At 53.6% G+C, this 26546-nt stretch carries 24 protein-coding genes, 1 tRNA gene and 3 pseudogenes; 24 read left to right on the top strand and 4 right to left on the bottom strand.

All coding sequences use genetic code 11. The features are described 5' to 3' along the window. The first annotated feature begins 237 nt into the window (after positions 1 to 237). The 7 genes from QSJ10_RS13530 (at position 238) to QSJ10_RS13500 (ending at position 6784) form a co-directional block, all read left to right on the top strand. Entirely contained in the window at positions 238 to 1707 is a 1470-nt protein-coding gene (locus tag QSJ10_RS13530) for a tetratricopeptide repeat protein (RefSeq protein WP_033015056.1), read from the top strand. A 75-nt stretch (positions 1708 to 1782) separates the two neighbouring features. Then, positions 1783 to 2739 (top strand): thioredoxin-disulfide reductase, encoded by a 957-nt coding sequence (gene trxB / locus QSJ10_RS13525; RefSeq protein WP_013146376.1) that lies wholly within the window; start codon positions 1783 to 1785, stop codon positions 2737 to 2739. A 331-nt stretch (positions 2740 to 3070) separates the two neighbouring features. Continuing rightward, a complete protein-coding gene (locus QSJ10_RS13520) occupies positions 3071 to 3547 on the top strand; it encodes an NUDIX hydrolase (protein ID WP_053532260.1) in 477 nt (158 codons plus the stop codon). 18 nt (positions 3548 to 3565) lie between these two features. Continuing rightward, entirely contained in the window at positions 3566 to 4462 is an 897-nt protein-coding gene (gene rapZ / locus QSJ10_RS13515) for an RNase adapter RapZ (protein WP_033015060.1), read from the top strand. Further along, positions 4459 to 5412, top strand: coding sequence for a gluconeogenesis factor YvcK family protein (locus QSJ10_RS13510; RefSeq protein ID WP_049625143.1), 954 nt, complete (start codon positions 4459 to 4461; stop codon positions 5410 to 5412). The genes rapZ and QSJ10_RS13510 overlap by 4 nt, the downstream gene beginning before the upstream one ends. A 137-nt stretch (positions 5413 to 5549) precedes the next feature. Further along, the gene (gene whiA / locus QSJ10_RS13505) at positions 5550 to 6512 is read left to right on the top strand and encodes a DNA-binding protein WhiA (RefSeq protein WP_033015064.1); all 963 of its coding nucleotides are present in this window, start codon (positions 5550 to 5552) and stop codon (positions 6510 to 6512) included. Between the two features lie 14 nt (positions 6513 to 6526). Then, the gene (locus tag QSJ10_RS13500) at positions 6527 to 6784 is read left to right on the top strand and encodes an HPr family phosphocarrier protein (protein ID WP_033015070.1); all 258 of its coding nucleotides are present in this window, start codon (positions 6527 to 6529) and stop codon (positions 6782 to 6784) included. Between the two features lie 126 nt (positions 6785 to 6910). Here QSJ10_RS13500 and clpP read toward each other — a convergent pair whose 3' ends face one another. Then, complete coding sequence (clpP, locus tag QSJ10_RS13495; protein ID WP_049625145.1) at positions 6911 to 7501, bottom strand: ATP-dependent Clp endopeptidase proteolytic subunit ClpP; 591 nt, start codon at positions 7499 to 7501, stop codon at positions 6911 to 6913. 315 nt (positions 7502 to 7816) lie between these two features. On the opposite strand from clpP, the gene QSJ10_RS13490 reads away from it, so the two are divergent. The 10 genes and pseudogenes from QSJ10_RS13490 to eno all read left to right on the top strand — a co-directional run bounded on the left by QSJ10_RS13490 (position 7817) and on the right by eno (position 15798). Further along, a tRNA-Arg gene (locus QSJ10_RS13490) sits at positions 7817 to 7888 on the top strand. A gap of 118 nt (positions 7889 to 8006) precedes the next feature. Continuing rightward, a pseudogene (locus QSJ10_RS15680) lies at positions 8007 to 8063 on the top strand (hypothetical protein); the annotation flags it as partial. A gap of 28 nt (positions 8064 to 8091) precedes the next feature. Then, a complete protein-coding gene (locus QSJ10_RS13480; RefSeq protein ID WP_230581333.1) occupies positions 8092 to 8340 on the top strand; it encodes an RNA polymerase factor sigma-54 in 249 nt (82 codons plus the stop codon). A gap of 29 nt (positions 8341 to 8369) precedes the next feature. Next, positions 8370 to 8615 (top strand): glutaredoxin family protein, encoded by a 246-nt coding sequence (locus QSJ10_RS13475; RefSeq protein WP_033015078.1) that lies wholly within the window; start codon positions 8370 to 8372, stop codon positions 8613 to 8615. Positions 8616 to 8737: 122 nt separating this feature from the next. After that, positions 8738 to 9757 (top strand): sugar-binding transcriptional regulator, encoded by a 1020-nt coding sequence (locus tag QSJ10_RS13470; protein WP_033015080.1) that lies wholly within the window; start codon positions 8738 to 8740, stop codon positions 9755 to 9757. 42 nt (positions 9758 to 9799) lie between these two features. Beyond that, positions 9800 to 10807, top strand: a complete 1008-nt coding sequence (gap, locus tag QSJ10_RS13465) for a type I glyceraldehyde-3-phosphate dehydrogenase (protein WP_033015082.1) — start codon at positions 9800 to 9802, stop codon at positions 10805 to 10807. A gap of 121 nt (positions 10808 to 10928) precedes the next feature. Further along, positions 10929 to 12113 carry a phosphoglycerate kinase gene (locus QSJ10_RS13460; protein ID WP_033015089.1) on the top strand — a complete coding sequence of 395 codons (1185 nt, stop codon included), beginning with the start codon at positions 10929 to 10931 and terminating at the stop codon, positions 12111 to 12113. 61 nt (positions 12114 to 12174) lie between these two features. Then, positions 12175 to 12936: a triose-phosphate isomerase gene (gene tpiA, locus QSJ10_RS13455; RefSeq protein WP_033015090.1), complete on the top strand. Its 762-nt coding sequence runs from the start codon at positions 12175 to 12177 to the stop codon at positions 12934 to 12936. Further along, positions 12929 to 14464 carry a 2,3-bisphosphoglycerate-independent phosphoglycerate mutase gene (gene gpmI, locus QSJ10_RS13450; protein ID WP_033015095.1) on the top strand — a complete coding sequence of 512 codons (1536 nt, stop codon included), beginning with the start codon at positions 12929 to 12931 and terminating at the stop codon, positions 14462 to 14464. Before tpiA ends, gpmI begins: the two co-directional genes overlap by 8 nt. A gap of 41 nt (positions 14465 to 14505) precedes the next feature. Beyond that, positions 14506 to 15798 carry a phosphopyruvate hydratase gene (gene eno / locus QSJ10_RS13445; RefSeq protein ID WP_033015097.1) on the top strand — a complete coding sequence of 431 codons (1293 nt, stop codon included), beginning with the start codon at positions 14506 to 14508 and terminating at the stop codon, positions 15796 to 15798. Between the two features lie 1061 nt (positions 15799 to 16859). On the opposite strand, the gene QSJ10_RS13440 is transcribed toward eno, so the two are convergent. Together QSJ10_RS13440 and QSJ10_RS13435 are read right to left on the bottom strand one after the other, a co-directional pair. Next, entirely contained in the window at positions 16860 to 17132 is a 273-nt protein-coding gene (locus tag QSJ10_RS13440; RefSeq protein ID WP_029761341.1) for a hypothetical protein, read from the bottom strand. A gap of 154 nt (positions 17133 to 17286) precedes the next feature. After that, positions 17287 to 18276: pseudogene (locus tag QSJ10_RS13435) on the bottom strand (IS701 family transposase); the annotation flags it as partial. Here QSJ10_RS13435 and QSJ10_RS13430 point away from each other — a divergent pair. The 3 genes and pseudogenes from QSJ10_RS13430 to QSJ10_RS13420 form a co-directional block, all read left to right on the top strand. Beyond that, positions 18259 to 18669, top strand: a pseudogene (locus QSJ10_RS13430) (transposase); the annotation flags it as partial. The pseudogenes QSJ10_RS13435 and QSJ10_RS13430 sit on opposite strands and share 18 nt — an antisense overlap. Positions 18670 to 18852: 183 nt before the next feature. Continuing rightward, a complete protein-coding gene (locus QSJ10_RS13425; RefSeq protein WP_121625796.1) occupies positions 18853 to 19032 on the top strand; it encodes an RHS domain-containing protein in 180 nt (59 codons plus the stop codon). A 241-nt stretch (positions 19033 to 19273) separates the two neighbouring features. Further along, entirely contained in the window at positions 19274 to 20770 is a 1497-nt protein-coding gene (locus tag QSJ10_RS13420; protein ID WP_033015113.1) for a carboxylesterase/lipase family protein, read from the top strand. 100 nt (positions 20771 to 20870) lie between these two features. Here QSJ10_RS13420 and QSJ10_RS13415 read toward each other — a convergent pair whose 3' ends face one another. After that, positions 20871 to 21086, bottom strand: a complete 216-nt coding sequence (locus QSJ10_RS13415) for a hypothetical protein (RefSeq protein WP_033015115.1) — start codon at positions 21084 to 21086, stop codon at positions 20871 to 20873. A 676-nt stretch (positions 21087 to 21762) separates the two neighbouring features. Here QSJ10_RS13415 and QSJ10_RS13410 point away from each other — a divergent pair. The 4 genes from QSJ10_RS13410 to rnr all read left to right on the top strand — a co-directional run bounded on the left by QSJ10_RS13410 (position 21763) and on the right by rnr (position 26504). Then, entirely contained in the window at positions 21763 to 22899 is a 1137-nt protein-coding gene (locus QSJ10_RS13410; RefSeq protein ID WP_064213609.1) for an IS110-like element ISGka2 family transposase, read from the top strand. Between the two features lie 254 nt (positions 22900 to 23153). Next, entirely contained in the window at positions 23154 to 23390 is a 237-nt protein-coding gene (secG, locus tag QSJ10_RS13405) for a preprotein translocase subunit SecG (RefSeq protein WP_033015116.1), read from the top strand. Positions 23391 to 23464: 74 nt separating this feature from the next. Beyond that, on the top strand, positions 23465 to 24205 hold the full coding sequence (estA, locus tag QSJ10_RS13400; protein ID WP_033008930.1) for a carboxylesterase: 741 nt from the start codon (positions 23465 to 23467) through the stop codon (positions 24203 to 24205). Between the two features lie 22 nt (positions 24206 to 24227). Beyond that, on the top strand, positions 24228 to 26504 hold the full coding sequence (gene rnr / locus QSJ10_RS13395) for a ribonuclease R (protein ID WP_033015117.1): 2277 nt from the start codon (positions 24228 to 24230) through the stop codon (positions 26502 to 26504). Positions 26505 to 26546: the final 42 nt, after the last annotated feature.

Below are 26546 nucleotides of genomic sequence, written 5' to 3'. Positions count from 1 at the left end.
TTGGAAACGGAGGAATGGAAAAACGGGATGCCCGCCACTCAGACTGCCGGGCTCATGGCTCGCGTGAGCGAACCGCGGAGGCAGCCGGAGGGCGGGGCATCCTTTTTTGACGTCTCCGCCGTTTGGCGGACGGCAATGGCGCTGCTGCCATGTTTTTGAGCTGAGTTTTGTTGTTTGTTTCAGCGGCCAATATGATATACTGTTGCTCGACGAATTTTACGGACAACGGAGGACAGAATGGGAAAACAACTGAAGCAGTCATCACGAAAAGCGACGATTGTGCCGTTTATCCAGAACGGAGAGTATTTTTTCAAAAAAGGAATGAAAGCATACGATCGGGGCGATTTGCATAAGGCGAGGAAGTATTTCGAGCGCGCCGTCCGTTTGGATGAGCGCGATGCGTCGTTTGCCCTGCAGCTGGCGCTAGTATTGTCTGAACTTGGTGAATACCAGTTTTCAAACCAATGGCTGTTCAAAATTATTCATGATCTCGATGAAACGATGGACGACTGTTTGTATTTTTTGGCGAACAATTTCGCCTGCCTCGGCTTGTTCCGCGAGGCTCGGCAATACGCTGAACAGTACTTGGCGAATGAGCCGGACGGGGAGTTTGCCGACGATGCCGCCGACTTGCTTGAGCTGCTTCGGCTCGATGGCTCAGAATGGACGGAAGAAGAGGAGCAACTGATGGTGCTGGAGGATCGGGCCCGCCGTTTGCTTGAGGAGGAGCGGTTTGCGGAAGCGATTGAGGCGCTCGAGGCGATTGTCGTCCGCTATCCGGACGTGTGGGCGGCGCACAACAACCTGGCGCTTGCTTATTTTTACAGCGGCGATGTCGACAAAGCGAAACAGAAAGTGCGTGAAGTGCTCAAACGCGATCCCGGCAATTTGCATGCGCTTTGCAATGCGCTCGTTTTCGCGTATTACTTGCATGATCAGGAGCAAGTCTCTTCCCTTTGCCGGACGCTCGCCGGGCTTTATCCGTTTTTCCATGAGCATCAATACAAGCTCGGGGCGACGTTCGCGCTTGTCGGGCGGTTCGATTTGGCGTTCCGCTGGCTGCACCGCCTGTACAAAAGCGGCTTTCGCGGCGACGGGCCGTTTTACTACTGGCTCGCCTGCACCGCCTACCATACGGGGCATGAATCGCTCGCTCGGAACATGTGGGAAGAGTTTCTCGTGTTTCATCCGGAAAAGCGCGGCGAGGAGCCGTGGGCTGTTCCGTCGTTCGACGAAGCGTTTGCCCGCATCATCCGCTGGATTGAGCAGGAAGGATTGGCTGACCAGTTGTACGGCTTATATTTGTTCAGCCGCTCGAAGCAAGCGGAGGAAACGGCCATGTCGCTGGCGATCTGCCGCTTGTTGCCGGCCGACCCGCGCTTGCGTCCATTCATCGACTCGTTTTTATTTGGCTTGACCGACGGCTCGTCCGCCCGGGCGGGGAACGTCGGCCGTATGGTCGATGCGCTTTCGGCAAATAATGAAGAAAAGGAAGCACTCTGCCGCTTTGCGTTTGCGATTGCCGTCCATCCGCTGGCCGATGGCGAACGGTTTGCGAACGGAGCGGCGTGGGCGGCGGCGATTGAATACATGTGGCGTCGTCAGCAAGGAGAGCGTGTGACGCAAAGAGAGATGGCGGCCAAATACGGCGTTTCGGCGTCGACGGTGCAAAAATACGTGCAAAAAGCGCGCCGTCTCTATACATGAGCAAATCAATAGACAGGGCGAATCGACTTTTATACGATGAAAATGGAATGATTCTCAAGCGAGGGAGTGGACGGTGTGGCAGACGAAAAAATTTACGATGTCATTATTGCCGGAGCCGGGCCGGCTGGGCTGACGGCGGCTGTCTATACATCGCGCGCCAATTTGTCGACGCTGATGATCGAGCGTGGCGTCCCGGGCGGGCAGATGGTCAACACTGAGGAAGTCGAGAACTATCCTGGCTTTGAAACGATTTTAGGCCCGGAATTGGCGACGAAAATGTTTGAGCATGCGAAAAAATTCGGCGCGGAGTACGCATACGGCGATGTGAAAGAAATCATCGATGGCGAGGCGTACAAAACGGTCATCGTCGGCGACAAAGAGTACAAGGCCCGCGCGGTCATCATCGCCACCGGAGCGGAATATAAAAAACTCGGCGTACCGGGTGAAGCGGAGCTCGGCGGCCGCGGCGTTTCGTACTGTGCGGTGTGCGACGGGGCGTTTTTCAAAGGGAAAGATTTGGTTGTCGTGGGCGGGGGCGACTCAGCGGTCGAAGAGGGCGTCTATTTGACGCGGTTTGCCAATAAAGTGACGATCGTTCACCGCCGCGACAAGCTGCGGGCGCAAAAAATTTTGCAAGACCGGGCGTTCGCCAATGAAAAAATTGATTTCATCTGGAACCATACGGTGAAACAAATCAACGAAAAGGACGGAAAAGTCGGCAGCGTGACGCTTGTGCATACGCAAACGGGCGAGGAGCGCGAATTTCCGTGCGACGGCGTTTTCATTTACATCGGGATGGTGCCGCTCTCGAAGCCGTTTGCCAATCTTGGCATCACGAATGAAAACGGCTATATCGTCACGAACGAAAAGATGGAGACGAAAGTGCCGGGCATTTTCGCCGCCGGTGATGTGCGGGAAAAAACGCTCCGGCAAATCGTGACGGCTACCGGCGACGGCAGCATCGCCGCGCAAAGCGCCCAGCATTACGTTGAGGAACTGAAAGAAAAGCTCCATAAGCAAGGGGTCAGCTGATCCGGTAACCAAATCGCAATCAAATCGTAATGGTTATTTAACCCAGATGTAACACGGGCGCAACACATTTGTCGTATGCTATAAGTAAGTAATTGACCCCCTTTTATATAGATCCTTTTTGGCGCGGGCGTTTGTCCGCGTCTCTTTTTTTGCCGGGCGCTTGCATCCTGCCGTTTCGCTTGAAACGGCGGGGATGGCGTCTTTCGGCTGGAAGCGGAATGTTGGGCCCCGAGGTTTTTGCAGACGGGAAGCGGACGGTTTCCAGCGGTTTGAAGGTGGAGCGGCCTAACTATTTATGGTAAAATAAAGATGATTATGTGCGTGTTTGCGGATGGTTGGGGTGGACGAATTGCAACGGGTGACAAACTGCGTATTATATAAAGACGGCCAAGTGCTGCTGTTGCAAAAGCCGAGGCGCGGCTGGTGGGTCGCTCCGGGCGGGAAAATGGAGCCCGGTGAGACGGTGCGCGAAGCATGCATTCGTGAATACCGGGAAGAGACGGGCATTTATTTGAAAAATCCAGAGCTGAAAGGCGTCTTTACGATCGTGATGAAAAACGGGAATGAAACGGTATCGGAGTGGATGATGTTTACGTTTTTCGCCGACGACTTCATCGGCGAAAACGTGCCGTCTTCCGAAGAAGGGACGCTCGCTTGGCATAAGGTTGAAGCGCTGTCCACGTTGCCGATGGCCCCAGGAGACTACCATATTTTAGAATACGCTGTCAAAGGCAAAGGGGTCATGTACGGAACGTTTGTATATACGGAGGAGTTTGAGCTGCTTTCATATCGTCTTGATCCAAGTTAGCGGAAGGGGAGCAGAAAAATGGGGAAACACGGGGCGCAGCAACCGATTCAACTCGTTATCATCACCGGCATGTCCGGGGCAGGCAAAACGGTGGCGATCCAAAGCTTTGAAGACCTCGGCTTTTTTTGCGTCGACAACTTGCCGCCGACGCTGTTGCCGAAGTTTTTGGAGCTTGTGAAAGAGTCCGGGAATAAAATGAATAAAGTCGCGCTCGTCATGGATTTGCGCAGCCGCGACTTTTTCGACCACTTGTTTGCCGCGCTCGATGAGTTGGCCGGGCAGGCGTGGATTATGCCGCAAATTTTGTTTTTGGATGCGCAAGACTCGACGCTTGTGGCCCGCTATAAAGAAACGCGGCGGACGCATCCGCTCGCGCCGAATGAGCCGCCGCTTGAAGGCATCCGCCTGGAGCGGAAACTGCTTGAGGAGCTCAAAGGGCGGGCGCAAATCGTTTATGACACGACTGGGCTCAAGCCGCGCGAACTGCGGGAGAAAATCGTCCGCCAGTTTTCATCGCACGCCCAGTCCGGCTTTATGGTCAACGTTATGTCGTTTGGATTTAAATACGGCATCCCGATTGACGCTGACTTGGTGTTTGATGTCCGCTTTTTGCCGAACCCGCACTACATTGAGCATATGCGGCCGAAAACCGGGCTCGATGAGGAAGTGGCGTCATATGTGCTCAAATGGGGAGAAACGCAAAAGTTTTTGGAAAAGCTGATTGATTTGCTGGCGTTTATGCTGCCGTATTACCAGCGCGAAGGAAAAAGCCAGCTGGTGATCGCCATCGGCTGCACGGGCGGTCAGCATCGTTCCGTGGCGCTCGCTGAGCATATCGCCCGCCATTTTTCCGCCAATTATAAAACGGTTGTCTCGCACCGGGACATGGAGAGGAGAAAGGAAGCGCATCGATGAGAGACAAACGAGCAGCGAAGATCGTCGTCATCGGCGGCGGCACTGGGCTTCCCGTCCTGCTTCGGGGTCTGAAACAGCACGATCTTGACTTGACGGCTATCGTCACCGTCGCCGATGACGGGGGGAGTTCCGGGCGGCTCCGGGACGAACTGCACATCCCGCCGCCTGGGGATGTGCGCAACGTGCTCGCCGCGCTGTCTGATGTCGAACCGCTTATTGTTGAGCTGTTTCAACACCGTTTTCAAAACGGCAACGGCTTATCGGGACACTCGCTCGGCAATTTGATTTTGGCGGCGCTTACATCGATCACCGGCGATTTTGTGAAGGCGATCCGCGAAATGAGCAAAGTGTTGAACGTACGCGGCCAAGTGTTGCCGGCGGCGAACAAAAGCGTCGTGTTGCACGCGGAAATGGAAGATGGTACCATTATTTCGGGCGAGTCGAAAATTCCTGGCGCGGGGAAAAAAATTAAGAGGGTGTTTTTAACCCCGGAAGATATTGAACCGTTGCCGGAGACGACCGCCGCCATCCGCGGCGCCGACTTGATTGTCATCGGCCCGGGGAGTCTGTACACAAGCATTTTGCCGAACTTGCTCGTGCCGAAAATCGGGCAGGAAGTGTGCAAGGCGAAGGCGAAAAAAGTCTATATATGCAACATTATGACCCAGGCCGGCGAGACGCCGCACTATACGGTGAGCGACCATGTGAAGGCGCTTCATGACCATCTTGGCGTCCCGTTTTTGGATGCCGTCATCGTCAACAGCGGGGCGATTCCGGAATCCATCCGCCGCCGGTATGAAGAGGAGCGGGCCGAGCCGGTGCATGATGACAGCGGCACGCTCGGCGTGCAGGTGATCCGTGACGATATTGTTACGTACGATGATGGGGTCATTCGCCATAATACAGGGAAAGTCGCCGCCCTCCTTCTCGGGCTGCTTCCCCGCTGCTAGACGGCGGGCGCTGTGTGCCTGATCCGCATACGCATAGGCCAAGGAGACGGGGCGCGAGGGGCGGCGGCCGCATGGCCGCGCCGAGAGTTGGGCACCTCCAACCGGCCGGTACGGGAGCGAATGGAGGTGGAACGATCATGTCTTTTGCGTCCGAAACGAAGAAGGAGCTGACGAATTTAGAGGTCAAGCGCTGCTGCTTGCGGGCCGAGCTGTCGGCGCTGTTGCGCATGAACGGCTCACTGTCGTTTTCCGGCGGGCGGATGGCGGTCGATGTCCAAACGGAAAATGCGGCGATCGCCCGGCGCATTTATACGCTGTTGAAAAAAGGGTATGACGTCGCGGTTGAGCTGTTTGTCCGCAAAAAAATGCGTTTAAAGAAAAATAACGTGTATATCGTCCGCATTACCGACGGCGCCGCCCCGCTGCTCCGTGATCTTTGCATTTGGAACGGCGATTTTTCGTTCATTCATGACATCGATCCGGAACTTGTCAAGAAAAAATGCTGTAAGCGCTCGTATTTGCGTGGTGCGTTTTTGGCCGGCGGCTCGGTCAACAATCCGGAGACGTCCTCGTATCACTTGGAGATTTTTTCTTTGTACGAGGATCATAACCGCTCTTTATGTGAACTGATGAACAGCCACTTTTTTTTAAATGCGAAAATGTTGGAACGGAAAAAGGGGTTTATTACGTATTTAAAAGAGGCAGAGAAAATTGCCGAGTTTTTGAACATCATCGGCGCTCACCAGGCGCTGCTCCGCTTTGAAGACATCCGCATCGTCCGCGATATGCGCAACTCGGTCAACCGGCTTGTCAATTGCGAGACGGCCAATTTGAACAAAACGATCGGCGCTGCGCTTCGCCAGGTGGAAAACATCCGCTACATCGACGAGACGATCGGCCTCGACGCCTTGCCAGCGAAGCTGCGGGAAATCGCGAAGCTTCGCATCGAGCATCAAGACGTGACGCTGAAAGAGCTTGGCGAGATGGTCGCCGGCGGCAAAATCAGCAAATCCGGCATCAACCACCGGCTACGCAAAATTGATGAGATCGCGGAGCGGCTGCGGGCTGGAAAGCCGATCGATTTCCATAAATCGCTGTAAAGGGGAGATGGAGAATGGTGGAAAAACAAGTGAAAGTAAAATTAGAAACCGGGCTGCAGGCGCGCCCGGCGGCGTTGTTTGTCCAAGAAGCGAACCGTTTTTCCGCTGATGTGTTTTTGGAAAAAGATGGAAAACAGGTGAACGCGAAAAGCATTATGGGCTTGATGAGCCTCGCCATCGGCCATGGAGCGGTGATCACGCTCATTGCCGACGGTCCGGATGAGCAAGAAGCGATCGAAAAGCTCGCCGCCTATGTGCAAAAGGAAAAGTAAAGCAGCGTGTGGGGCTGGCGGGGAAAGGAATGGAAAAGGCTGCTCCGTTTTTGTCGGAAGCAGCCTTTTTTCGTCAATGTCGGTGCAGGCGCAGCTCTATAGCGGTTCTACCAACGTGTGCATGCCTTATTTTTCATCAGCGCGCGTCAGCACCCGGTCGATAATGCCGTATTCCATCGCTTTTTGCGCTGTCATGAAGTTGTCGCGGTCCGTATCGCGTTCGATCACTTCGATCGGCTGGCCGGTGTTTTCCGCCAAAATGCGGTTCAATTTGTCGCGCAAGAACAAAATGCGCTTCGCTGCGATTTCGATTTCCGTCGCCTGCCCTTGGGCGCCGCCGAGCGGTTGGTGGATCATGATTTCACTGTTTGGCAAGGCGAACCGTTTCCCTTTCGCACCGGCGGCAAGCAAAAACGCCCCCATGGAAGCGGCCATGCCGATGCAAATTGTCGATACGTCCGGTTTGATGAACTGCATCGTGTCGTAAATCGCCAGGCCAGCTGTGATCGAGCCGCCCGGGCTGTTGATGTACAAGGAAATATCTTTGTCCGGGTCTTCCGCCGCCAAAAACAACAGCTGCGACACGATCGAGTTGGCCACTTGGTCGTCGATCGGGCTGCCAAGGAACACGATTCGGTCTTTCAATAAGCGCGAATAAATGTCGTACGCCCGCTCCCCGCGGTTCGTCTGTTCGATGACAGTCGGAATCAAATACATCCCAAAACGCCTCCTTTTCCATCCTAATGGATCAATATGTACGCCTTCATCATACACGAATGGTCAATGAAGGTCAAACAAAACGACCTTCCCCATTCTTTATAACATATTCGCGGCTAGCGGGAACATCCCTCTTTTCATCATAACCGCTTTTTTATTTTTTTAACCAGTTGCCTGTGGCGGTGGCATTGATGTGGAAGGAACAAAGGCCTGATTTTTCCTGTTTTTTTATTGCATTTTCCCCTTGCATTTTTGCACGATCCTGCTATAATAGAACATGCAACGGAACGAAATAGAGAAATCATGAACTTCCATGCCCTCGTAGTGTAGTGGATAGCACGAGAGATTCCGGTTCTCTTAGCGTGGGTTCGAATCCTGCCGAGGGCGTTCCAACGATCTGACAAGTTCGGATTGAGATTCCCAACCCCCTTGATACGACCGCGTTTGCGGTCGTTTTTCATTGCTTGCCGAGCTGGCGGCGCGGTTTTCCGCATCGGAACAAGAGATGGAACGGGGGCTGCGCCTTGTGCAGTCGCTCGACCCGCCGGGAGTCGGCGCCCGCGATTTGGCGGAATGCCTCTTGCTGCAGCTTGAACGTCTTCCTGAGCGCGACGAGCTGGCGGAAACGATCGAGGTGGCTTTCCTCCGCTCAAGTGAAAGCGATCATCCAAGAGCTGATCGCGGCGGAAGACCGACAGACGCCGCTTTCTGGCCAACAGCTTGCTGATTTGCTTCATGGCCGATACGGCATCGCCATTTCGCTCCGCACGGTCGCCAAATACCGCGAGCAGCTGCGCATTCCTTCTTCGGCGAAACGAAAGCAATACACCGGAGCTTGATGCGACCGGTGAAAGAAAGGAAGAACGCGATGCACATCCGGTTGTACACGAAGACGAACTGTCCGCTTTGCGACAAAGCGAAAGCGGTTTTGACGGAGCTGCAGGCAGACTATCGGTTTACGATGGAAGAGATCGATATTTATGAAGACGACGCGCTTCTCGAGAAATATCAGTTGATGATTCCGGTCGTCGAGCTTGACGGGGAAGAAATCGGGTATGGGATGATTGAAAAAGAAACGGTGAGAAAACGGTTGCGGCGGGCAAAAAATAGTTGAACTGCTATCGTCCTCCTGCTATAATGAAAATAGCGCGGGAGGAATTTTTTATCGATTGGCGGGACATAATATGTCATACCGGGACAAAAAACGTCCCTATGTTCTGCTAAGGGAAAGGATCGATGCAACCGTTAGTAGAGGCATTAAAAAAATTATCGCCCGACTTGCTTGACGTTATGCAAAAACGATATCAAATTTTGTACTCTATTTCGCTTATGGCGCCGATCGGGCGGCGGGCGCTGGCGGCGAGCCTCGGCATGAGCGAGCGGGTTCTCCGGTCGGAAACAGAATTTTTGAAAGGACAAAACTTGCTTTCCACCGATGTGTCGGGCATGCGGTTGACGGAGGAAGGCCAGGCGCTCCTTCATACGCTCAATGATTTGATGCGGGAAGCGCTCGGACTCAAAGAGCTGGAAGCCGCGCTGCAGGAACAGCTCGGCATTCCGCGGGTGATTGTCGTTGCCGGGGATAGCGACCGTTCCCCTTGGGTAAAAAAAGAAATGGGTAGAGCGTGTGTCGCCTGCATGAAGGAGCTGCTTGAGCCCGGGGACATCGTCGCCGTGGCCGGCGGAACGACGATGGCGGCGGTCGCGGAGATGATGACGCCGGATTCGAAGCTTCGTGATGTGTTGTTCGTGCCGGCGCGCGGCGGCCTTGGCGAAGATGTCGAGAATCAGGCGAACACGATTTGTGCGAAAATGGCGGAAAAAGCGATGGGCCGCTATCGGTTGCTGCACGTGCCTGACCAGCTGAGCGATGAAGCGTACGCGTCGCTTGTCGAAGAGCCGGCGGTGAAAGAAGTGCTTGAGCTCATCCAATCATGCCGCATGGTCGTCCATGGCATCGGTGAAGCGGTGACGATGGCCAAGCGGCGGAAGACGCCGCCTGTAGAGATGGAGAACATCATCGCCCGCCATGCGGCCGCCGAGGCGTTCGGCTACTATTTCAACGAGTACGGCGACGTCGTCCATAAAGTGAAAACAGTCGGCATTCAACTTGAACACCTCCCGCATGTCGAGCATGTCATCGCCGTCGCCGGAGGGGCGTCGAAGGCGAAAGCCATTCGCGCGTACATGAAACGGGCGCCGCACTCGATATTGGTGACGGACGAAGGAGCCGCAAAAGCGTTCGTAGGGGAGTAATCTCCCTTGCTGATACAATCCAATCGCAAGGAGGAAAATAAGATGGCAGTCAAAGTGGGAATCAACGGATTTGGCCGCATCGGACGCAACGTCTTCCGCGCGGCATTGAAAAACCCGGACATTGAAGTGGTGGCGGTGAACGATTTAACCGATGCGAATACGCTTGCTCATTTGTTGAAGTACGACTCTGTCCATGGCCGTTTGGATGCCGAAGTGTCAGTGAACGGCAACAACTTGGTCGTCAACGGCAAAGAAATCATCGTCAAGGCGGAACGCGATCCGGAGAACTTGGCGTGGGGCGAGATCGGCGTTGACATCGTCGTTGAGTCGACCGGCCGCTTCACGAAACGCGAAGACGCCGCCAAACATTTGGAAGCGGGTGCGAAAAAAGTGATCATTTCCGCCCCGGCGAAAAACGAAGACATTACGATCGTCATGGGCGTCAACCAAGACAAATACGATCCGAAAGCCCATCATGTCATCTCGAACGCGTCGTGCACGACGAACTGCTTGGCGCCGTTTGCCAAAGTGCTGCATGAACAATTCGGCATCGTCCGCGGCATGATGACGACCGTTCACTCGTACACAAACGACCAACGAATTTTGGACTTGCCGCATAAAGATTTGCGCCGGGCTCGCGCCGCGGCCGAATCGATCATTCCGACGACGACCGGGGCGGCGAAAGCGGTCGCGCTCGTTTTGCCGGAATTGAAAGGAAAGTTGAACGGCATGGCGATGCGCGTGCCGACGCCGAACGTATCCGTTGTCGACTTGGTGGCGGAATTGGAAAAAGAAGTGACGGTCGAAGAAGTGAATGCCGCGTTGAAAGCAGCAGCTGAAGGCGAGCTGAAAGGCATTTTGGCCTACAGCGAAGAACCGCTCGTGTCGCGCGACTACAATGGCAGCACCGTTTCGTCGACGATCGACGCGTTGTCGACAATGGTCATTGATGGCAAAATGGTGAAAGTCGTTTCGTGGTATGACAACGAAACGGGCTATTCGCACCGCGTCGTCGACTTGGCTGCCTACATCGCCTCGAAAGGGCTGTAAAACCAGCTTGGCGCTGAGTTTTCCGCCTGTTCAAGTCTATAATAGGAAAATGGAGGGGAGCGGGGAAATGATCCCCACTCCTTTTCCTTGTCCAAACTGTAGCCAAAAGGGGGCACGAACGATGAACAAGAAGACGATCCGCGACGTTGATGTGAGGGGAAAGCGCGTCTTTTGCCGCGTCGATTTCAACGTTCCGATGGAGCAAGGCGCTATCACCGATGACACGCGCATTCGCGCCGCACTCCCGACGATCCGCTATTTGATCGAGCACGGGGCGAAAGTCATTTTGGCGAGCCACCTCGGCCGCCCGAAAGGAAAAGTGGTCGAAGAATTGCGTTTGGATGCCGTTGCGAAGCGGCTCGGCGAGCTGCTTGAACGGCCGGTTGCCAAAACGAATGAAGCGGTCGGCGATGAGGTGAAAGCGGCGGTCGACCGTTTGAACGAAGGCGATGTGCTCTTGCTTGAGAACGTCCGTTTTTACCCTGGCGAAGAGAAAAATGATCCCGAGCTCGCCAAAGCGTTTGCGGAGCTTGCGGATCTATATGTCAACGATGCGTTCGGCGCCGCCCATCGCGCTCATGCGTCGACGGAAGGCATCGCCCATTACTTGCCGGCGGTGGCCGGATTTTTGATGGAAAAAGAACTTGAAGTGCTTGGCAAGGCGCTTTCGAATCCGGACCGCCCGTTTACAGCGATCATCGGCGGGGCGAAAGTGAAAGACAAAATCGGCGTCATCGACAATTTGCTTGAAAAAGTCGACAACTTGATCATCGGCGGCGGACTGGCGTATACGTTCGTCAAAGCGCTCGGCCATGACGTCGGCAAGTCGCTGCTTGAGGAGGACAAAATCGAACTCGCCAAATCGTTTATGGAAAAGGCGAAAGAAAAAGGCGTCCGTTTTTATATGCCGGTGGACGTGGTCGTCGCCGACCGGTTTGCGAACGACGCCAACACGAAAGTCGTGCCGATTGACGCGATTCCAGCCGATTGGTCGGCGCTTGACATCGGCCCGAAAACGCGCGAATTGTACCGCGATGTCATTCGCGAGTCGAAGCTCGTTGTCTGGAACGGCCCGATGGGCGTCTTTGAAATGGACGCGTTCGCCCACGGGACAAAAGCGATCGCCGAAGCACTGGCGGAAGCGCTCGACACCTATTCGGTCATCGGCGGCGGGGATTCGGCGGCGGCGGTTGAGAAATTCGGCTTGGCCGACAAAATGGATCATATCTCCACCGGCGGCGGCGCTTCGCTCGAGTTTATGGAAGGAAAACAGCTGCCGGGTGTCGTCGCACTCGAAGACAAATGACCCACGGCGCCGGATTTGGCGCATGGCGGCTGACTCCGCCCATTGAAAGGAAGGGTGAACGATGAGAAAACCGATCATTGCAGGCAACTGGAAAATGCATAAAACATTAGCGGAAGCGGTTCAATTTGTCGAGGACGTAAAAGGGCACGTGCCGCCGGCCGACGAAGTCGATTCCGTCGTTTGCGCGCCGTTTCTCTTTTTGGATCGGTTGGTGCAAGCGGCAGACGGCACGGATTTAAAAATCGGGGCGCAAACGATGCACTTTGCCGATCAAGGGGCGTACACAGGCGAAGTGAGCCCGGTCATGCTGAAAGACCTCGGCGTCACGTACGTCATCCTCGGCCATTCGGAGCGCCGGCAAATGTTCGCCGAAACAGATGAGACCGTGAACAAAAAAGTGTTGGCCGCCTTCACCCGCGGGCTTATACCGATTATTTGCTGCGGTGAATCGCTTGAGGAGCGGGAAGCGGGGCAGACGAACGCGGTTGTCGCCTCGCAAGTGGAAAAAGCGCTCGCCGGCTTGACGCCGGAACAAGTGAAGCAAGCGGTCATCGCTTACGAGCCGATTTGGGCGATCGGGACGGGCAAATCATCAACACCGGAAGACGCCAACAGCGTCTGCGGCCATATCCGTTCGGTTGTTTCGCGCCTGTTTGGCCCGGAGGCGGCGGAAGCGATCCGCATTCAATACGGCGGCAGCGTCAAACCAGACAACATCCGCGACTTCTTGGCGCAACAACAGATCGACGGCGCCTTAGTCGGCGGGGCGAGCCTCGAGCCGGCTTCATTCTTGCAATTGGTGGAGGCGGGGCGTCATGAGTAAAAAACCGGTTGCGCTCATCATTTTAGACGGATTTGCGCTGCGCGACGAAACGTACGGCAATGCGGTCGCTCAGGCGAACAAACCGAACTTTGACCGCTATTGGAACGAATACCCGCACACAACGCTCAAGGCGTGCGGCGAGGCGGTCGGGCTTCCGGAAGGGCAGATGGGCAACTCGGAAGTCGGCCATCTCAACATCGGCGCCGGGCGCATTGTGTACCAAAGCTTAACGCGAATCAACATTGCCATTCGCGAAGGCGAGTTTGACCGAAATGAAACGTTTTTGGCGGCGATGAACCATGTGAAACAACACGGGACAAGTTTGCATTTGTTCGGCTTGCTTTCCGACGGCGGGGTGCACAGCCATATTCACCATTTGTACGCCCTCTTGCGCTTGGCGGCGAAAGAAGGCGTGAAGCGCGTGTACATCCACGGCTTTTTGGACGGCCGCGACGTCGGCCCACAAACAGCGCCGCAATACATTAAAGAACTGCAGGAAAAAATCAAGGAATATGGCGTCGGCGAAATCGCGACGTTATCGGGCCGCTACTACTCGATGGACCGCGACAAGCGGTGGGACCGCGTCGAAAAGGCGTATCGGGCGATGGTGTACGGGGAAGGGCCGACGTACCGCGATCCGCTCGAGTGCATCGAGGACTCGTACAAACACGGCATTTACGACGAATTCGTCCTGCCGTCGGTCATCGTCCGCGAAGACGGCCGGCCGGTGGCGACGATTCAAGACAATGACGCGATTATCTTCTATAATTTCCGCCCTGACCGGGCGATCCAAATTTCAAACACGTTTACGAACGAAGATTTCCGCGAGTTTGACCGCGGCCCGAAACATCCGAAGCATTTGTTCTTTGTCTGCTTGACCCATTTCAGCGAAACGGTGAAAGGGTACGTGGCGTTCAAGCCGACGAACTTGGACAACACGATCGGGGAAGTGCTGTCGCAGCACGGACTGCGCCAGCTGCGCATCGCCGAGACCGAAAAATATCCGCACGTGACGTTTTTTATGAGCGGCGGCCGCGAAGAGAAATTTCCAGGCGAAGACCGGATTTTGATCAACTCGCCGAAAGTGCCGACGTATGACTTGAAGCCGGAAATGAGCGCCTATGAAGTGACCGATGCGCTGCTCAAGGAAATTGAAGCCGATAAGTACGATGCGATCATTTTGAACTACGCCAACCCGGATATGGTCGGCCATTCGGGCAAGCTCGAACCGACGATCAAGGCGGTGGAGGCAGTGGACGAATGCCTCGGCAAAGTCGTCGATGCCATTTTGGCCAAAGGCGGCATCGCCATCATCACCGCCGACCACGGCAACGCCGATGAAGTATTGACGCCGGACGGCAAGCCGCAAACGGCTCATACGACGAATCCGGTGCCGGTCATCGTGACGAAAAAAGGCATCAAGCTTAGAGACGGCGGCATCTTAGGCGATTTGGCGCCGACGATGCTCGATTTGCTCGGCTTGCCGCAGCCGAAAGAAATGACGGGGAAATCGTTGATTGTCAAATAATGATGATCTTGAGAAAACGATACGAAAAGGAGTGTGTTCCCATGTCTGCCATTATCGATGTCTACGCTCGCGAAGTGCTCGATTCGCGCGGCAACCCAACCGTAGAAGTGGAAGTGTATACAGAAGAAGGCGGTTTCGGCCGCGCCCTGGTGCCAAGCGGCGCCTCGACTGGGGAATATGAAGCAGTCGAACTGCGCGACGGCGACAAAAACCGCTACCTCGGCAAAGGGGTGTTAAAAGCGGTCGAAAACGTCAACGAAATCATCGCGCCGGAAATCATCGGCCTTGAAGTGACCGACCAAGTGGCGATCGACCGCGCGTTGATTGAGCTTGACGGCACGGAAAACAAAAGCAAACTTGGCGCCAACGCCATTTTGGGCGTTTCGCTTGCCGTGGCCCGCGCGGCGGCGGACGAGCTTGGTTTGCCGCTGTACCACTACTTAGGCGGCTTTAACGCCAAAACGCTGCCGGTGCCGATGATGAACATTTTAAACGGCGGCGCGCATGCGGACAACAACGTCGACATTCAAGAATTTATGATCATGCCAGTCGGGGCGGAAAGCTTCCGCGAAGCGCTGCGCATGGGGGCGGAAATTTTCCACAGCTTAAAAGCGGTGCTGAAATCGAAAGGCTACAACACCGCGGTCGGCGATGAAGGCGGCTTCGCCCCGAACTTGAAATCGAACGAAGAAGCGCTGCAAACGATCATCGAAGCGATCGAAAAAGCCGGCTACAAACCGGGCGAACAAGTGATGCTCGCCATGGACGTTGCTTCATCCGAGCTGTACAACAAAGAAGACGGCAAATATCATCTTGAAGGCGAAGGCGTTGTGAAAACGTCGGAAGAAATGGTCGCTTGGTATGAAGAGCTTGTATCGAAATATCCGATCATCTCGATCGAAGACGGGCTCGATGAAAACGACTGGGAAGGCCATAAACTGCTGACCGAGCGACTCGGCAAAAAAGTGCAGCTTGTCGGTGACGACTTGTTCGTCACGAACACGAAAAAACTGGCCGAAGGCATTGAAAAAGGCGTCGGCAACTCGATTTTGATCAAAGTGAACCAAATCGGCACGCTCACCGAAACGTTTGACGCCATCGAAATGGCGAAACGCGCCGGCTACACGGCTGTCGTCTCGCACCGCTCCGGCGAAACGGAAGACAGCACGATCGCCGACATCGCCGTCGCCACCAACGCCGGCCAAATCAAAACAGGCGCGCCGTCGCGCACCGACCGCGTCGCGAAATACAACCAGCTGCTCCGCATTGAGGATGAACTCGGCCATACGGCTATTTACCAAGGCATTCGTTCGTTTTACAATTTGAAAAAATAACCGATAACAGAATCATTACAGGCACCTTTCGGCTGTTTGCCAAGAAAGGTGCCTTTTTTTGCGGCGGGCGAGGATAGCAAAGGGTCGCGTCAAAAGCGCGTTATGAAGACTCCACATAGACCATCCCCTTGAGTATCGGAGGGATGTTCAAGGATGGAGTCGCCCTTGACCAACACCCGACAAAGGTGGGAAAGAATCGTCAAGGGCGGTGGAGACAAAAAGAAGGCAATCGTTTTCCCATATTACACCCATTACATACACAGTGATTGAATATTGGGTCTTAGGGATTTCAAACAAATCGGCGAATCATTTGGGCAACAAGCTTGTCACTTCTTTGTTCTGGTAAAGTTCTTTTTCATCTTCCGTACAACAATCAATACACTTAACTATTTTGAGAAGATCAATTTTGATTTGATTATATTTTTTAATTTTCTTGCAAATATTTCCCATGATTTCACTCTCATACTTAAACAATCACATCTTTGTCTCTAGAAGGCCGGTGAAAAACGAGGATACTTGAGAAATCGACGAAGCTGAATGAGAAACAAAAGCACGTTTTATCAAGGTTTCTGAATTTGAGAAAATATAGGTTTTACCTCGTTGCTAAGTAAATCACCGGGCTCCTAGAGATAAGTTGAAATTCCTTTTGAAGCTTCTTACTTCTTGTTTGTAGAAGAGCTTAAAAAACCAATGGGGACTGATAAAATAATGGAAGGTGAAATCGCACCCGAAGCCTGGTATGAGGGATGCTTAGTTTCCTATGGTTCTGGTAATGAAAAATATTGTTACCAAAATTACTTTGGAGCTAAGTGTAGAAGTGGAACACCAATTAACGCATTAGACCGATGCTGCCAAGCTCACGATCGTTGTTGGGCTAATTTTGGGAAAGGAGACGATGGTTGCGATTACGAATGATATCTCTGTGCATACGCTACTTATGATCCGGACTGGTGGATGGTTGCCGAGTTTGGATTATTGTGCTCGCAAGGAAAATTAGGTAGCATTTTCTAAATGTTTTTATGAAAAGAGAAGGTCTATTCCAACCTTCTCTTTTCGTGCTCTTATCCTCCCATAACACGGGCTAAATAATAATAAAAACTCCAAAGACCTAAAGAACTAAGGCTACTTAACAAGACAGCAAGCGATAAAAATAGGTTGGCATTGGATTCCTTTCTATAACGAACTAGAAACATAATGGACAGGATGATACCAGCAACGAAAAAGGGTAGCCATACCAGCCATAAAGAACCGAAGGGGAACCCGGTATCTATGAGGTAACCCACTATAAAAACAAGATTGATAAATAAAATTACAGGAAGAATTATTTTCTTCATTTACACTTTCACCTTTTACTGGAAAATGGATTGAACAAAATCTTTTATATAATTTTAACAAAATATAGAAATGTTTTAAATAGTTTTTTTATCTGTAGATGAGTATTTTTCATTATAATAATTTCCATGTCATAAGAGGTAAACAGGGTACTCCTTAGGCGACATGGAGCTGTTTTTTGATCGCATCAATGGGAATATCTTGCTTCGCAGCGTTATCAATGAACTCGACGATGCTGTGGCCTTTCCGCGATCGAAGCAACTCCAGCCCAGCGGAAAGGGTTTGTTGGGATTCGGCAATGCTGTACACGCAGGCTAAAGCACCACTGCCCCATACCGTTTCACCGCCCGAACATGGCGAACGCGGTATCCATCTAGCTTCAGTTGCTCTTTCGCCTGCTGGAAAGCGCATTCGCTCGTTCAACGCTGGGCATCGTAACGCGAGATGTCTTCGTCGCTAAGCTCCCGATCGGTGCTCAAGAAGACACGGAGATGGTCCGGAGTCATCGGCTGATCCGCCTTCTAAGCCAGCAGCACCACCGCGTCATCGAGGCCATGGATCGACCCCTCATAGCGATACACGCGGTAACGCTCCTGACCCACCGTGACGAGGCGGGGGCTTGAGGCTTGATATAGCGGGCCAACGACTTGGTTTGGATGGCGATGCCTTTCGGATCAAGAATCCGGTTCGTCTTGAGCATGGCGATGACATGGAATCCCTGTTTCAGGCAGGCTTCGATGAGTTCCTTGGACGGATACCATGAATCCATAAGCACATACATCGGACGAGCCCGTTTCCCTTTGAACAAGGAAAGCATCTCGATTGCCAGGTCCATTTTGCTGGTTTCCACCTTTTTGTCATACAAGTGGAACGCGAACGGAAACGCTTGCGTGAAGGTGTGCACCATCAGCCAAACGAGCGAATGCCCCCAGACCATTTGATGATCTTTATGGGAGTCATGACAATCACATCCTTGAATGACGTGCGTTGCCCGTGACGAAGGCTTCGTTTTTTGGCAAATCGTATCATCCATCGAAAGGAAAAGGGGCTGATTGGGGTCCGTTTGGCCAGGCGTTCGATCTGGGGAAGAACCCGTTCTTGAAGCTTCTCAAACAGCCTTTCCTCGTTCCAAGGGCTTTTCGTGAAAATGAGTTTGCTTTTCGAAAAGGGCATGACTACGGAGTGGCGATCATGGATGCCGGGAGAAGTGTATGCCAGTGAAGCAGGAAAGAACAGGAAGCCATTGGACGTGCATGGACTCATGTGTGTCGTGAGCGATTGGGTCCCAAGCGATGAAAAAAGCGATTCAAGGGGTTTGCCCAGAGACGACACATGTGGTGGATTATTTTCATGTCATTCAGCTGTTTACCGATGTGTTAGAACGTTGTCGCAAATATGTGGACAAAGGGGGGCAAGAAACACGGAAATGTTCGTTACGTTTGCCGGTTATTGAGCTAATGCCTAGAGAAGTTGACGGAGGAAGAACGTCAAATCATAGGAGAATGGTGTAACGAAAGCGATGTGATTATTATGTGTTATAGTTGGAAGATATGGAATGGATCGTCCATTTCTTTAACTAATGAGCATCCATGATGCTAGGATTGGCATCATGGATCTGTTTTTAGGGGATGATACGTATTTCTTAGTTTATCGGCTGAAACAGACGCCAACAACATCATCACAGCGGAATATACATGGGACGCATTGGGCCACCCGGTCACGATGACGAAAGGCGGAGCCACTTACTACTATCATTTGAACGGTCATGGAGATGTCGTGGCATTGACGGACGCAAGCGGAAATGTCGTTGTCCAATACGAGTATGACGCATGGGGCAACATTGTGAACCGGCGCGCTGGCATTGGCGGCAGTCCGGGAAATCCGTATACATTGGGGGCTTGAGTTTGATACCATGCATGGAGTGACTTAAACAAAATGTTTTTGGCGTGATCGCGCCTCGAATCATCTCCTTCATGGTGTTCACTGCTTCGGCTGCGGCTATCTTTACTTTTGTACATGGGCGAGGCATCTCTCTTTTCGAAGCAGCATGAGCACCTCTCATGCGGGTGCAAAACGATGGACGTGGGAGGGGTGGTGGTTTATAATATTTCTTGAATCATTTGAATATTCAGGAGGTATGGGGATGGAGCGAACCGTTGTTGAAACAAGGTACGGACGGTTGCGCGGGGAAATGAATGAAGGCGTTTTTGTTTGGAAAGGAATTCCGTACGCGAAAGCGCCGGTCGGTGAGCGCCGGTTTTTGCCGCCGGAGCCGCCCGATGCGTGGGATGGGGTGCGGGAGGCGACATCGTTCGGTCCTGTCGTGATGCAGCCGTCGGATCCGATTTTCAGCGGATTGCTCGGGCGGATGAGCGAGGCGCCGAGCGAAGACGGGCTGTACTTGAACATTTGGTCGCCGGCGGCGGATGGGAAGAAGCGCCCGGTGTTGTTTTGGATTCACGGCGGCGCCTTTTTGTTCGGTTCGGGTTCTTCGCCGTGGTATGACGGGACGGCGTTCGCGAAACACGGCGATGTCGTTGTCGTGACGATCAACTACCGAATGAACGTGTTTGGCTTTTTGCATCTCGGTGATTCGTTCGGCGAAGCGTACGCGCAAGCCGGGAATCTCGGCATTTTGGACCAAGTGGCGGCGCTGCGCTGGGTGAAGGAGAACATTGCGGCGTTTGGTGGTGATCCGGACAACATCACGATTTTCGGTGAATCGGCCGGAGCGGCGAGCGTCGGCGTGCTGTTGTCGCTTCCGGAGGCCAGCGGGCTGTTTCGGCGCGCCATGTTGCAAAGCGGTTCGGGATCGCTTCTTCTCCGTTCGCCGGAGACCGCGATGGCGATGACCGAACGCATTCTTGATAAGGCTGGCATCCGTCCGGGCGACCGCGAACGGCTGTTGTCGATTCCTGCCGAGGAGCTGCTGCGGGCGGCGCTGTCGCTCGGTCCAGGGGTCATGTACGGTCCGGTGGTGGATGGCCGCGTATTGCGCCGCCATCCGATCGAAGCGCTCCGCTACGGGGCGGCCAGCGGCATTCCGATTCTCATCGGCGTGACGAAAGACGAGTACAACTTGTTTACCTTGACGGATCCGTCATGGACAAAGCTTGGCGAAAAGGAACTTCTTGACCGAATCAACCGGGAAGTCGGGCCGGTGCCAGAAGAGGCCATCCGCTATTACAAAGAAACGGCGGAGCCGTCGGCGCCTACTTGGCAAACGTGGCTTCGCATCATGACGTACCGCGTATTTGTCGAGGGGATGCTGCGGACGGCGGACGCCCAAGCGGCGCAAGGGGCGGATGTGTACATGTACCGCTTTGACTATGAGACGCCGGTGTTCGGCGGCCAGCTGAAAGCATGCCACGCGCTCGAGCTGCCGTTTGTGTTTCACAATCTCCATCAGCCGGGCGTCGCGAATTTCGTCGGCAACCGGCCGGAGCGCGAGGCGATCGCCAATGAAATGCATTACGCTTGGCTCTCGTTTGCCCGCACCGGAGACCCGAACGGTGCTCACTTGCCGGAAGCGTGGCCGGCGTATACGAACGAGCGCAAGGCGGCCTTTGTCTTTTCGGCCGCCAGCCATGTCGAGGACGACCCGTTCGGCCGCGAGCGGGCGGCATGGCAAGGACGCTAGAAGATTTGATTCGTGAGGGAGCACCGCCGTCTGCGGAAAAAATGGAGCTTCGGCCTCTCTCCGCTAAACCAACAAAGGAACGGCCAACCGCCGTTCCTTTTTATTCGTTCGCCCCTCGGGAAGGAAGCCCGAACTGTTCCGCGAGCGCCGGGTCGCGGTCGATGGCCTCGATGAGCTTGCGCATGACGTTGATGTCAAACGTAAAGTTCGCCCCGATCGGCGAGGTGACGAAAATTTTCCCTTCCTTTGCCTCGCGCGCCCGTTTGAATTGATAGCCGTCAATCGCGATGACGACTCGTTCGTCCGGTCTTGCCATTGAAGTCCCTCCAGTCGTTGCCGATTTGCTTTCTATTGTAACGCATTTCGGCTGCGGACGACAATGATCATACCGCGCCCGAGGCATGGAGCGTCAAGCAGATGGAGGATGAAACGTTCCCCCATCTATGCAAAGGGGTAGAGGCAGGGAATTTTTTTGGCCCCCGCCCTCCGATTCAGCTGTCTTGCAAAGACAGGAAACGCAGTCTTTCCTTCAACACCGTTCCATTCTTCCGTTGCCTCCAGGCCGATCAGATCAGGTCAGATACGTTGCGATTTTTGCCAGGCATTCGTCAATGATTTCATCGATTTCCTCCATTTGAGCATCTTCTGGCTTGTATTTTTTTAAAACTTTTAGATGAGGGGCTTTCCAATCTAATGTTTCACAAAAATGTTTCACGGAAAAGATCCATGGGCAATGGTTTGCCCTCCACCCAGGGATGAAAATCCCCCTTTTCTTCCCATAATGAAGAATAGGCGCAAACAGTTTAACAGGACGTTATGCTTAATGGTGGCTTAGACCCTGTACGGAAAAGTGTTTGAATCCACTGGGTGCACCACCCATTGTCCGCCCTTTCCTGTGATAGAGGAAAGGTGACGACGAACGGAAAACTGCCGCATGTCTCCCGTGGATTCACTGTTTGCGCACTCGATCATCGAAAAGGAGGATTTTCATCATGGATGTCATCTATCCTCGCTGCGCAGGATTGGATGTTCATGCCGAAACCATCGTCGCCTGCGCGCTATGGGAAGAAGATGGACACATTCAAAAGGACATTCAAACCTTCTCCACGTTCTCGAAGGGACTTGGCGACCTGCTTGAGTGGCTCGAAGAACATGGCGTCACCCATGTCGCCATGGAATCCACCGGCGTGTATTGGAAACCGGTCTTCGCCTTCCTCGAGGGCTATGTCGACTTGACACTGGCCAATCCGCAGCGGATCAAAAATGTCCCGGGAAGAAAAACCGATGTCTCTGACGCCGAGTGGATCGCCAAGCTGCTCCGCCATGGACTCGTTGAAAAAAGTTTCGTCCCCCCAGCGGATATTCGCGAATTGCGGGATTTTACCCGCCTCCGCAAAAAGTGGGTCGGACAGCTGACTTCGGAGAAAAACCGGATTCAAAAAGTGCTCGAGTCTTCCAATGTCAAACTCGGCTCGGTCCTCTCCGATCTCTTCGGCGTTTCCGGAAAAGACATCCTCGCCCGGCTGCTGGAGAAGGGATACGTGGACAAGGACGAGTTGGATGAATGCCTGCGCGGAAGGCTCAAAAAGAAAAAGCAAGCGGTGTACGATTCGCTGCTCGGCACCTTGACCGAACACGAGCTCCGTCTCCTTCGCCTCTTGTGGAAACACGTTGAGGAATTGGAGCGGCTCATCGAAGAAGTCGACCAACACATCGACCGCCTGCTCGAGCCGTATCGCGAGGAAGTGAACCTGCTGATGACCATGCCCGGAGTGAAAAAACAAACCGCCGCCGTCATCATCGCCGAGATGGGAACCGACATGAGCGTCTTTGAAACGCCGGAACGGGCGGCTTCATGGACTGGATTGTCCCCCGGCAACCATGAAAGCGCCGGAAAGCGAAAGAGCACGCGCACGACAAAAGGCAATCCCCATCTCCGATCGGCGTTATGCGAGGCGGCATGGTCAGCAGCTCGATCCAAGACGCATCCCTTGTCCCGAAAGTTTTGGTCGTTGGCGGCCCGGTGCGGGAAGAAAAAAGCCCTCATCGCCATTGCTCGGCGGATGTTGGTGATCATCTTTTGCATGATCTCCCGCAAAGAGCCGTTCCGCCAACCACAACTTATTTAGTCTAGCCAAAAGGCAGACAGGTTATACGAGATGCCTAAAATCGGGCACCTCTGCTTTCCTATTGCCTTTTTTGGCCATTTTCAGTATACCCTCACGGATCAGGAGCGTATACCGCACTCACCAAGTGGTGGGGATTTTCACGGAAAAGTGAATTTGTGCCTTTCGTCGTGTTGAGACAGGCCCGCCAGTTGCCGCCAACGGCGATCTATGGTATAGTGAAAGTATTGCAATGTCGGTCGTTGGAGGTGTCAGGCATGCATGCCTTGCTTGTGACGCTGCTTGTCATTGTGTCGATCGCGCTGATCGCGGTGGTCTTGTTGCAGTCGGGCCGCAGCGCCGGGCTGTCGGGGGCGATTACCGGCGGCGCCGAGAAATTGTTCGGGAAGCAGAAAGCACGCGGGCTCGATGCGGTGTTTCAGCGCGTGACGGTTGTGTTGGCCGTTTTGTTCTTTGTGTTGGCGATTCTTGTTGTTTATGTCCAACCATCATAAGCAAAAAACGGGGGCGGTCCAAAGAGAAGCGGGCTGCCTTTTCTATTTCAGCAAGAAAGGAAGGAGAACGAATGATGAAAATTGTTCCGCCGAAGCCGTTTTTCTTTGAAGCCGGGGAGCGGGCGGTGCTGCTGTTGCATGGGTTTACCGGCAATTCCGCTGATGTTCGGATGCTCGGGCGTTTTTTAGAATCCAAAGGCTATACGTGCCATGCGCCTATTTACAAAGGACACGGCGTGCCGCCTGAGGAGCTCGTCCACACCGGGCCGGATGACTGGTGGCAAGATGTCATGAACGGCTACGAGTTTTTGAAAAACAAGGGCTACGAAAAAATCGCCGTCGCCGGACTGTCGCTTGGAGGCGTATTTTCATTGAAATTAGGTTACACTGTACCTATAGAGGGCATTGTGACGATGTGCGCGCCGATGTACATCAAAAGCGAGGAAACGATGTACGAAGGCGTGCTCGAGTATGCGCGCGAGTATAAAAAGCGGGAAGGAAAATCAGAGGAGCAGATCGAACAGGAGATGGAGAAGTTCAAGCAGACGCCGATGAAGACGTTAAAGGCGCTGCAGGAGCTGATCGCCGATGTGCGTGACCATCTTGATTTGATTTATGCCCCGACGTTTGTTGTGCAGGCGCGCCATGATGAGATGATCAACCCGGACAGCGCGAACATCATTTATAACGAAATTGAATCGCCGGTCAAACAAATCAAGTGGTATGAGCAATCAGGCCATGTGATTACGCTTGATCAAGAAAAAGATCAGCTGCATGAAGATATTTATGCATTTCTTGAATCGTTAGATTGGTAATGGAGAAAGGAGGGGATGGACAATGGATCATGTGTTGGCCGAACGCATCTTAACGTTTATGCGCGATGAGGCGTATAAGCCGATGACGGTCGAAGAGTTGGAAGAAGCGTTTGGCATCGAGGATGCCGATGGATTCAAGGAGTTTGTCAAAACGCTTGTCGCCCTGGAAGAGGAAGGACTCGTCGTCCGGACGCGCAGCAACCGCTACGGTGTGCCCGAGCGGATGAATCTCGTGCGCGGCAAGGTGATTGGCCACCCGAAAGGATTCGCGTTTGTCACACCGGAGGAGCCGGGACTGGATGATATTTTCATCCCGCCGTCCGAACTGAAAAACGCGATGCATGGCGACACGGTGCTTGTGCGCGTCCAAGCCGATTCATCGGGGGCGCGCCGCGAAGGAACGATCGTCCGCATTGTGGAGCGCGGGGTGAAAGAAGTCGTCGGCACGTACACGGAAAGCAAATATTTCGGCTTTGTCATCCCGGATGACAAGCGGATCGTCAACGACATTTTCATTCCGAAAAACGCGGCGAACGGCGCGGTCGAAGGGCATAAAGTCGTCGCCCGGCTCACCTCGTACCCGGAAGGACGAATGAGCGCTGAAGGGGAAGTCGTCCAAATTCTCGGCCATAAAAACGACCCGGGCGTCGACATTTTGGCGATCATCTATAAATACGGCCTTCCGCTTCAATTTCCAGAAGACGTGATCGAGCACGCCAACCGGGTGCCGGATGTCATTACGGAGAAAGACTTGGAAGGGCGCCGCGATTTGCGCGGCGAGATGATCGTCACGATCGACGGGGAAGATGCGAAGGATTTGGACGATGCCGTCACCGTGACAAAGCTTGAAAACGGCAACTATAAGCTCGGCGTTCATATCGCCGATGTCAGCTACTATGTTGAGGAAGGCTCGCCTATTGACCGCGAGGCGTATGAGCGCGGCACGAGCGTTTATTTGGTTGACCGCGTCATCCCGATGATCCCGCATCGGCTGTCGAACGGCATTTGCTCGCTCAACCCGAAAGTCGATCGGCTGACGCTGTCGTGCGAAATGGAAATCACCTCGCAAGGAGAAGTCGTCCGCCATGACATTTTCCAAAGCGTCATCCGCACGGCGGAACGGATGACGTATTCCGATGTCAATAAAATTCTCGTTGACAAAGACGAAGCCTTGCGGGAAAAATATGCGCCGCTTGTGCCGATGTTTGAGTTGATGGCTGAGCTTGCCGACATTTTGCGGGCGAAGCGGATGAAGCGCGGGGCGATTGATTTTGATTTTAAGGAGGCGAAGGTGCTTGTCGATGAAAACGGCAAGCCGTACGATGTCGTCTTGCGCGAGCGGTCGGTCGCTGAGCGGTTGATTGAAGAGTTTATGCTGGCGGCGAACGAAACGGTCGCTGAGCATTTCCATTGGTTGAACGTGCCATTTATTTACCGTGTTCACGAGGATCCGAAGCCGGAAAAACTGCAACGCTTTTTAGAGTTCATCACGAACTTCGGCTATGTCGTGAAAGGAACGGGCAACCAAATCCATCCGCGCGCTTTGCAACAAATTCTCGAAGCGGTGCGCGGCGAGCCGGAAGAAATGGTGATCTCGACCGTCATGCTTCGGTCGATGAAGCAGGCGCGCTATGACGCCGAGAGCCTCGGCCATTACGGCCTGTCGACTGAGTTTTACACCCATTTTACGTCGCCGATCCGCCGCTACCCGGATTTGATCGTCCATCGGTTGATCCGGACGTATCTCATTAACGGCCAGATGGATCTTGACACCCAGCAAAAATGGGCGGAAAAGCTGCCTGAAATTGCGGAACACGCTTCCGATATGGAGCGGCGCGCCGTTGAGGCGGAGCGGGAGACGGACGATCTGAAGAAAACCGAGTTTATGGAAGACAAAATCGGGATGGAGTTTGACGGCATCATCAGCTCGGTGACGAACTTCGGCTTGTTCGTTGAGCTGCCGAACACGATCGAAGGCTTGGTGCACGTCAGCTACTTAACGGACGACTATTACCGCTATGACGAACGCCACTACGCATTGATCGGCGAACGGACCGGGAAAATGTACCGCATCGGCGATGAAATCACCGTCCGCGTCATCAACGTGAACAAAGACGAACGGATCGTCGATTTTGAAGTCGTCGGCATGAAGGGACGCCGTCCGCCGAAAGCGAAAGCCGCTCCGGTCGTCATTGAAGGGAAAAAGCAAAAGAAAGGAAAAGCGAAGGCGGAGCCGAAAGCGCAAAGCGGCTCAAACCGCAGCGCGAAGGCGAAAAAGAAGAAAAAGAAAAAACGGTGAGGAAAAGCCGAACGGGCGGCTTTTCCTTCTTTTTCGTTTTTG

Origin of the sequence: Geobacillus stearothermophilus ATCC 12980, from assembly GCF_030369615.1 — a bacterium.
GTDB lineage: Bacteria > Bacillota > Bacilli > Bacillales > Anoxybacillaceae > Geobacillus > Geobacillus stearothermophilus.
Note: the sequence above shows the minus strand (reverse complement) of the source record. Positions and strands in the feature narration are given on the sequence as shown.

What these genes read in the sequence shown, in the direction of transcription:
- QSJ10_RS13440 (WP_029761341.1), bottom strand. Translation starts at nt 17,132, where the DNA reads ATGAAGAAAATAATTCTTCCTGTAATTTTATTTATCAATCTTGTTTTT.
- gpmI (WP_033015095.1), top strand. Translation starts at nt 12,929, where the DNA reads ATGAGTAAAAAACCGGTTGCGCTCATCATTTTAGACGGATTTGCGCTG.
- whiA (WP_033015064.1), top strand. Translation starts at nt 5,550, where the DNA reads ATGTCTTTTGCGTCCGAAACGAAGAAGGAGCTGACGAATTTAGAGGTC.
- QSJ10_RS13510 (WP_049625143.1), top strand. Translation starts at nt 4,459, where the DNA reads ATGAGAGACAAACGAGCAGCGAAGATCGTCGTCATCGGCGGCGGCACT.
- secG (WP_033015116.1), top strand. Translation starts at nt 23,154, where the DNA reads ATGCATGCCTTGCTTGTGACGCTGCTTGTCATTGTGTCGATCGCGCTG.
- QSJ10_RS13460 (WP_033015089.1), top strand. Translation starts at nt 10,929, where the DNA reads ATGAACAAGAAGACGATCCGCGACGTTGATGTGAGGGGAAAGCGCGTC.
- rnr (WP_033015117.1), top strand. Translation starts at nt 24,228, where the DNA reads ATGGATCATGTGTTGGCCGAACGCATCTTAACGTTTATGCGCGATGAG.
- QSJ10_RS13530 (WP_033015056.1), top strand. Translation starts at nt 238, where the DNA reads ATGGGAAAACAACTGAAGCAGTCATCACGAAAAGCGACGATTGTGCCG.
- QSJ10_RS13410 (WP_064213609.1), top strand. Translation starts at nt 21,763, where the DNA reads ATGGATGTCATCTATCCTCGCTGCGCAGGATTGGATGTTCATGCCGAA.
- QSJ10_RS13520 (WP_053532260.1), top strand. Translation starts at nt 3,071, where the DNA reads ATGGTTGGGGTGGACGAATTGCAACGGGTGACAAACTGCGTATTATAT.
- tpiA (WP_033015090.1), top strand. Translation starts at nt 12,175, where the DNA reads ATGAGAAAACCGATCATTGCAGGCAACTGGAAAATGCATAAAACATTA.
- QSJ10_RS13425 (WP_121625796.1), top strand. Translation starts at nt 18,853, where the DNA reads ATGACGAAAGGCGGAGCCACTTACTACTATCATTTGAACGGTCATGGA.
- gap (WP_033015082.1), top strand. Translation starts at nt 9,800, where the DNA reads ATGGCAGTCAAAGTGGGAATCAACGGATTTGGCCGCATCGGACGCAAC.
- rapZ (WP_033015060.1), top strand. Translation starts at nt 3,566, where the DNA reads ATGGGGAAACACGGGGCGCAGCAACCGATTCAACTCGTTATCATCACC.
- QSJ10_RS13420 (WP_033015113.1), top strand. Translation starts at nt 19,274, where the DNA reads ATGGAGCGAACCGTTGTTGAAACAAGGTACGGACGGTTGCGCGGGGAA.
- QSJ10_RS13500 (WP_033015070.1), top strand. Translation starts at nt 6,527, where the DNA reads ATGGTGGAAAAACAAGTGAAAGTAAAATTAGAAACCGGGCTGCAGGCG.
- QSJ10_RS13470 (WP_033015080.1), top strand. Translation starts at nt 8,738, where the DNA reads ATGCAACCGTTAGTAGAGGCATTAAAAAAATTATCGCCCGACTTGCTT.
- QSJ10_RS13475 (WP_033015078.1), top strand. Translation starts at nt 8,370, where the DNA reads ATGCACATCCGGTTGTACACGAAGACGAACTGTCCGCTTTGCGACAAA.
- clpP (WP_049625145.1), bottom strand. Translation starts at nt 7,501, where the DNA reads ATGTATTTGATTCCGACTGTCATCGAACAGACGAACCGCGGGGAGCGG.
- QSJ10_RS13415 (WP_033015115.1), bottom strand. Translation starts at nt 21,086, where the DNA reads ATGGCAAGACCGGACGAACGAGTCGTCATCGCGATTGACGGCTATCAA.
- eno (WP_033015097.1), top strand. Translation starts at nt 14,506, where the DNA reads ATGTCTGCCATTATCGATGTCTACGCTCGCGAAGTGCTCGATTCGCGC.
- estA (WP_033008930.1), top strand. Translation starts at nt 23,465, where the DNA reads ATGAAAATTGTTCCGCCGAAGCCGTTTTTCTTTGAAGCCGGGGAGCGG.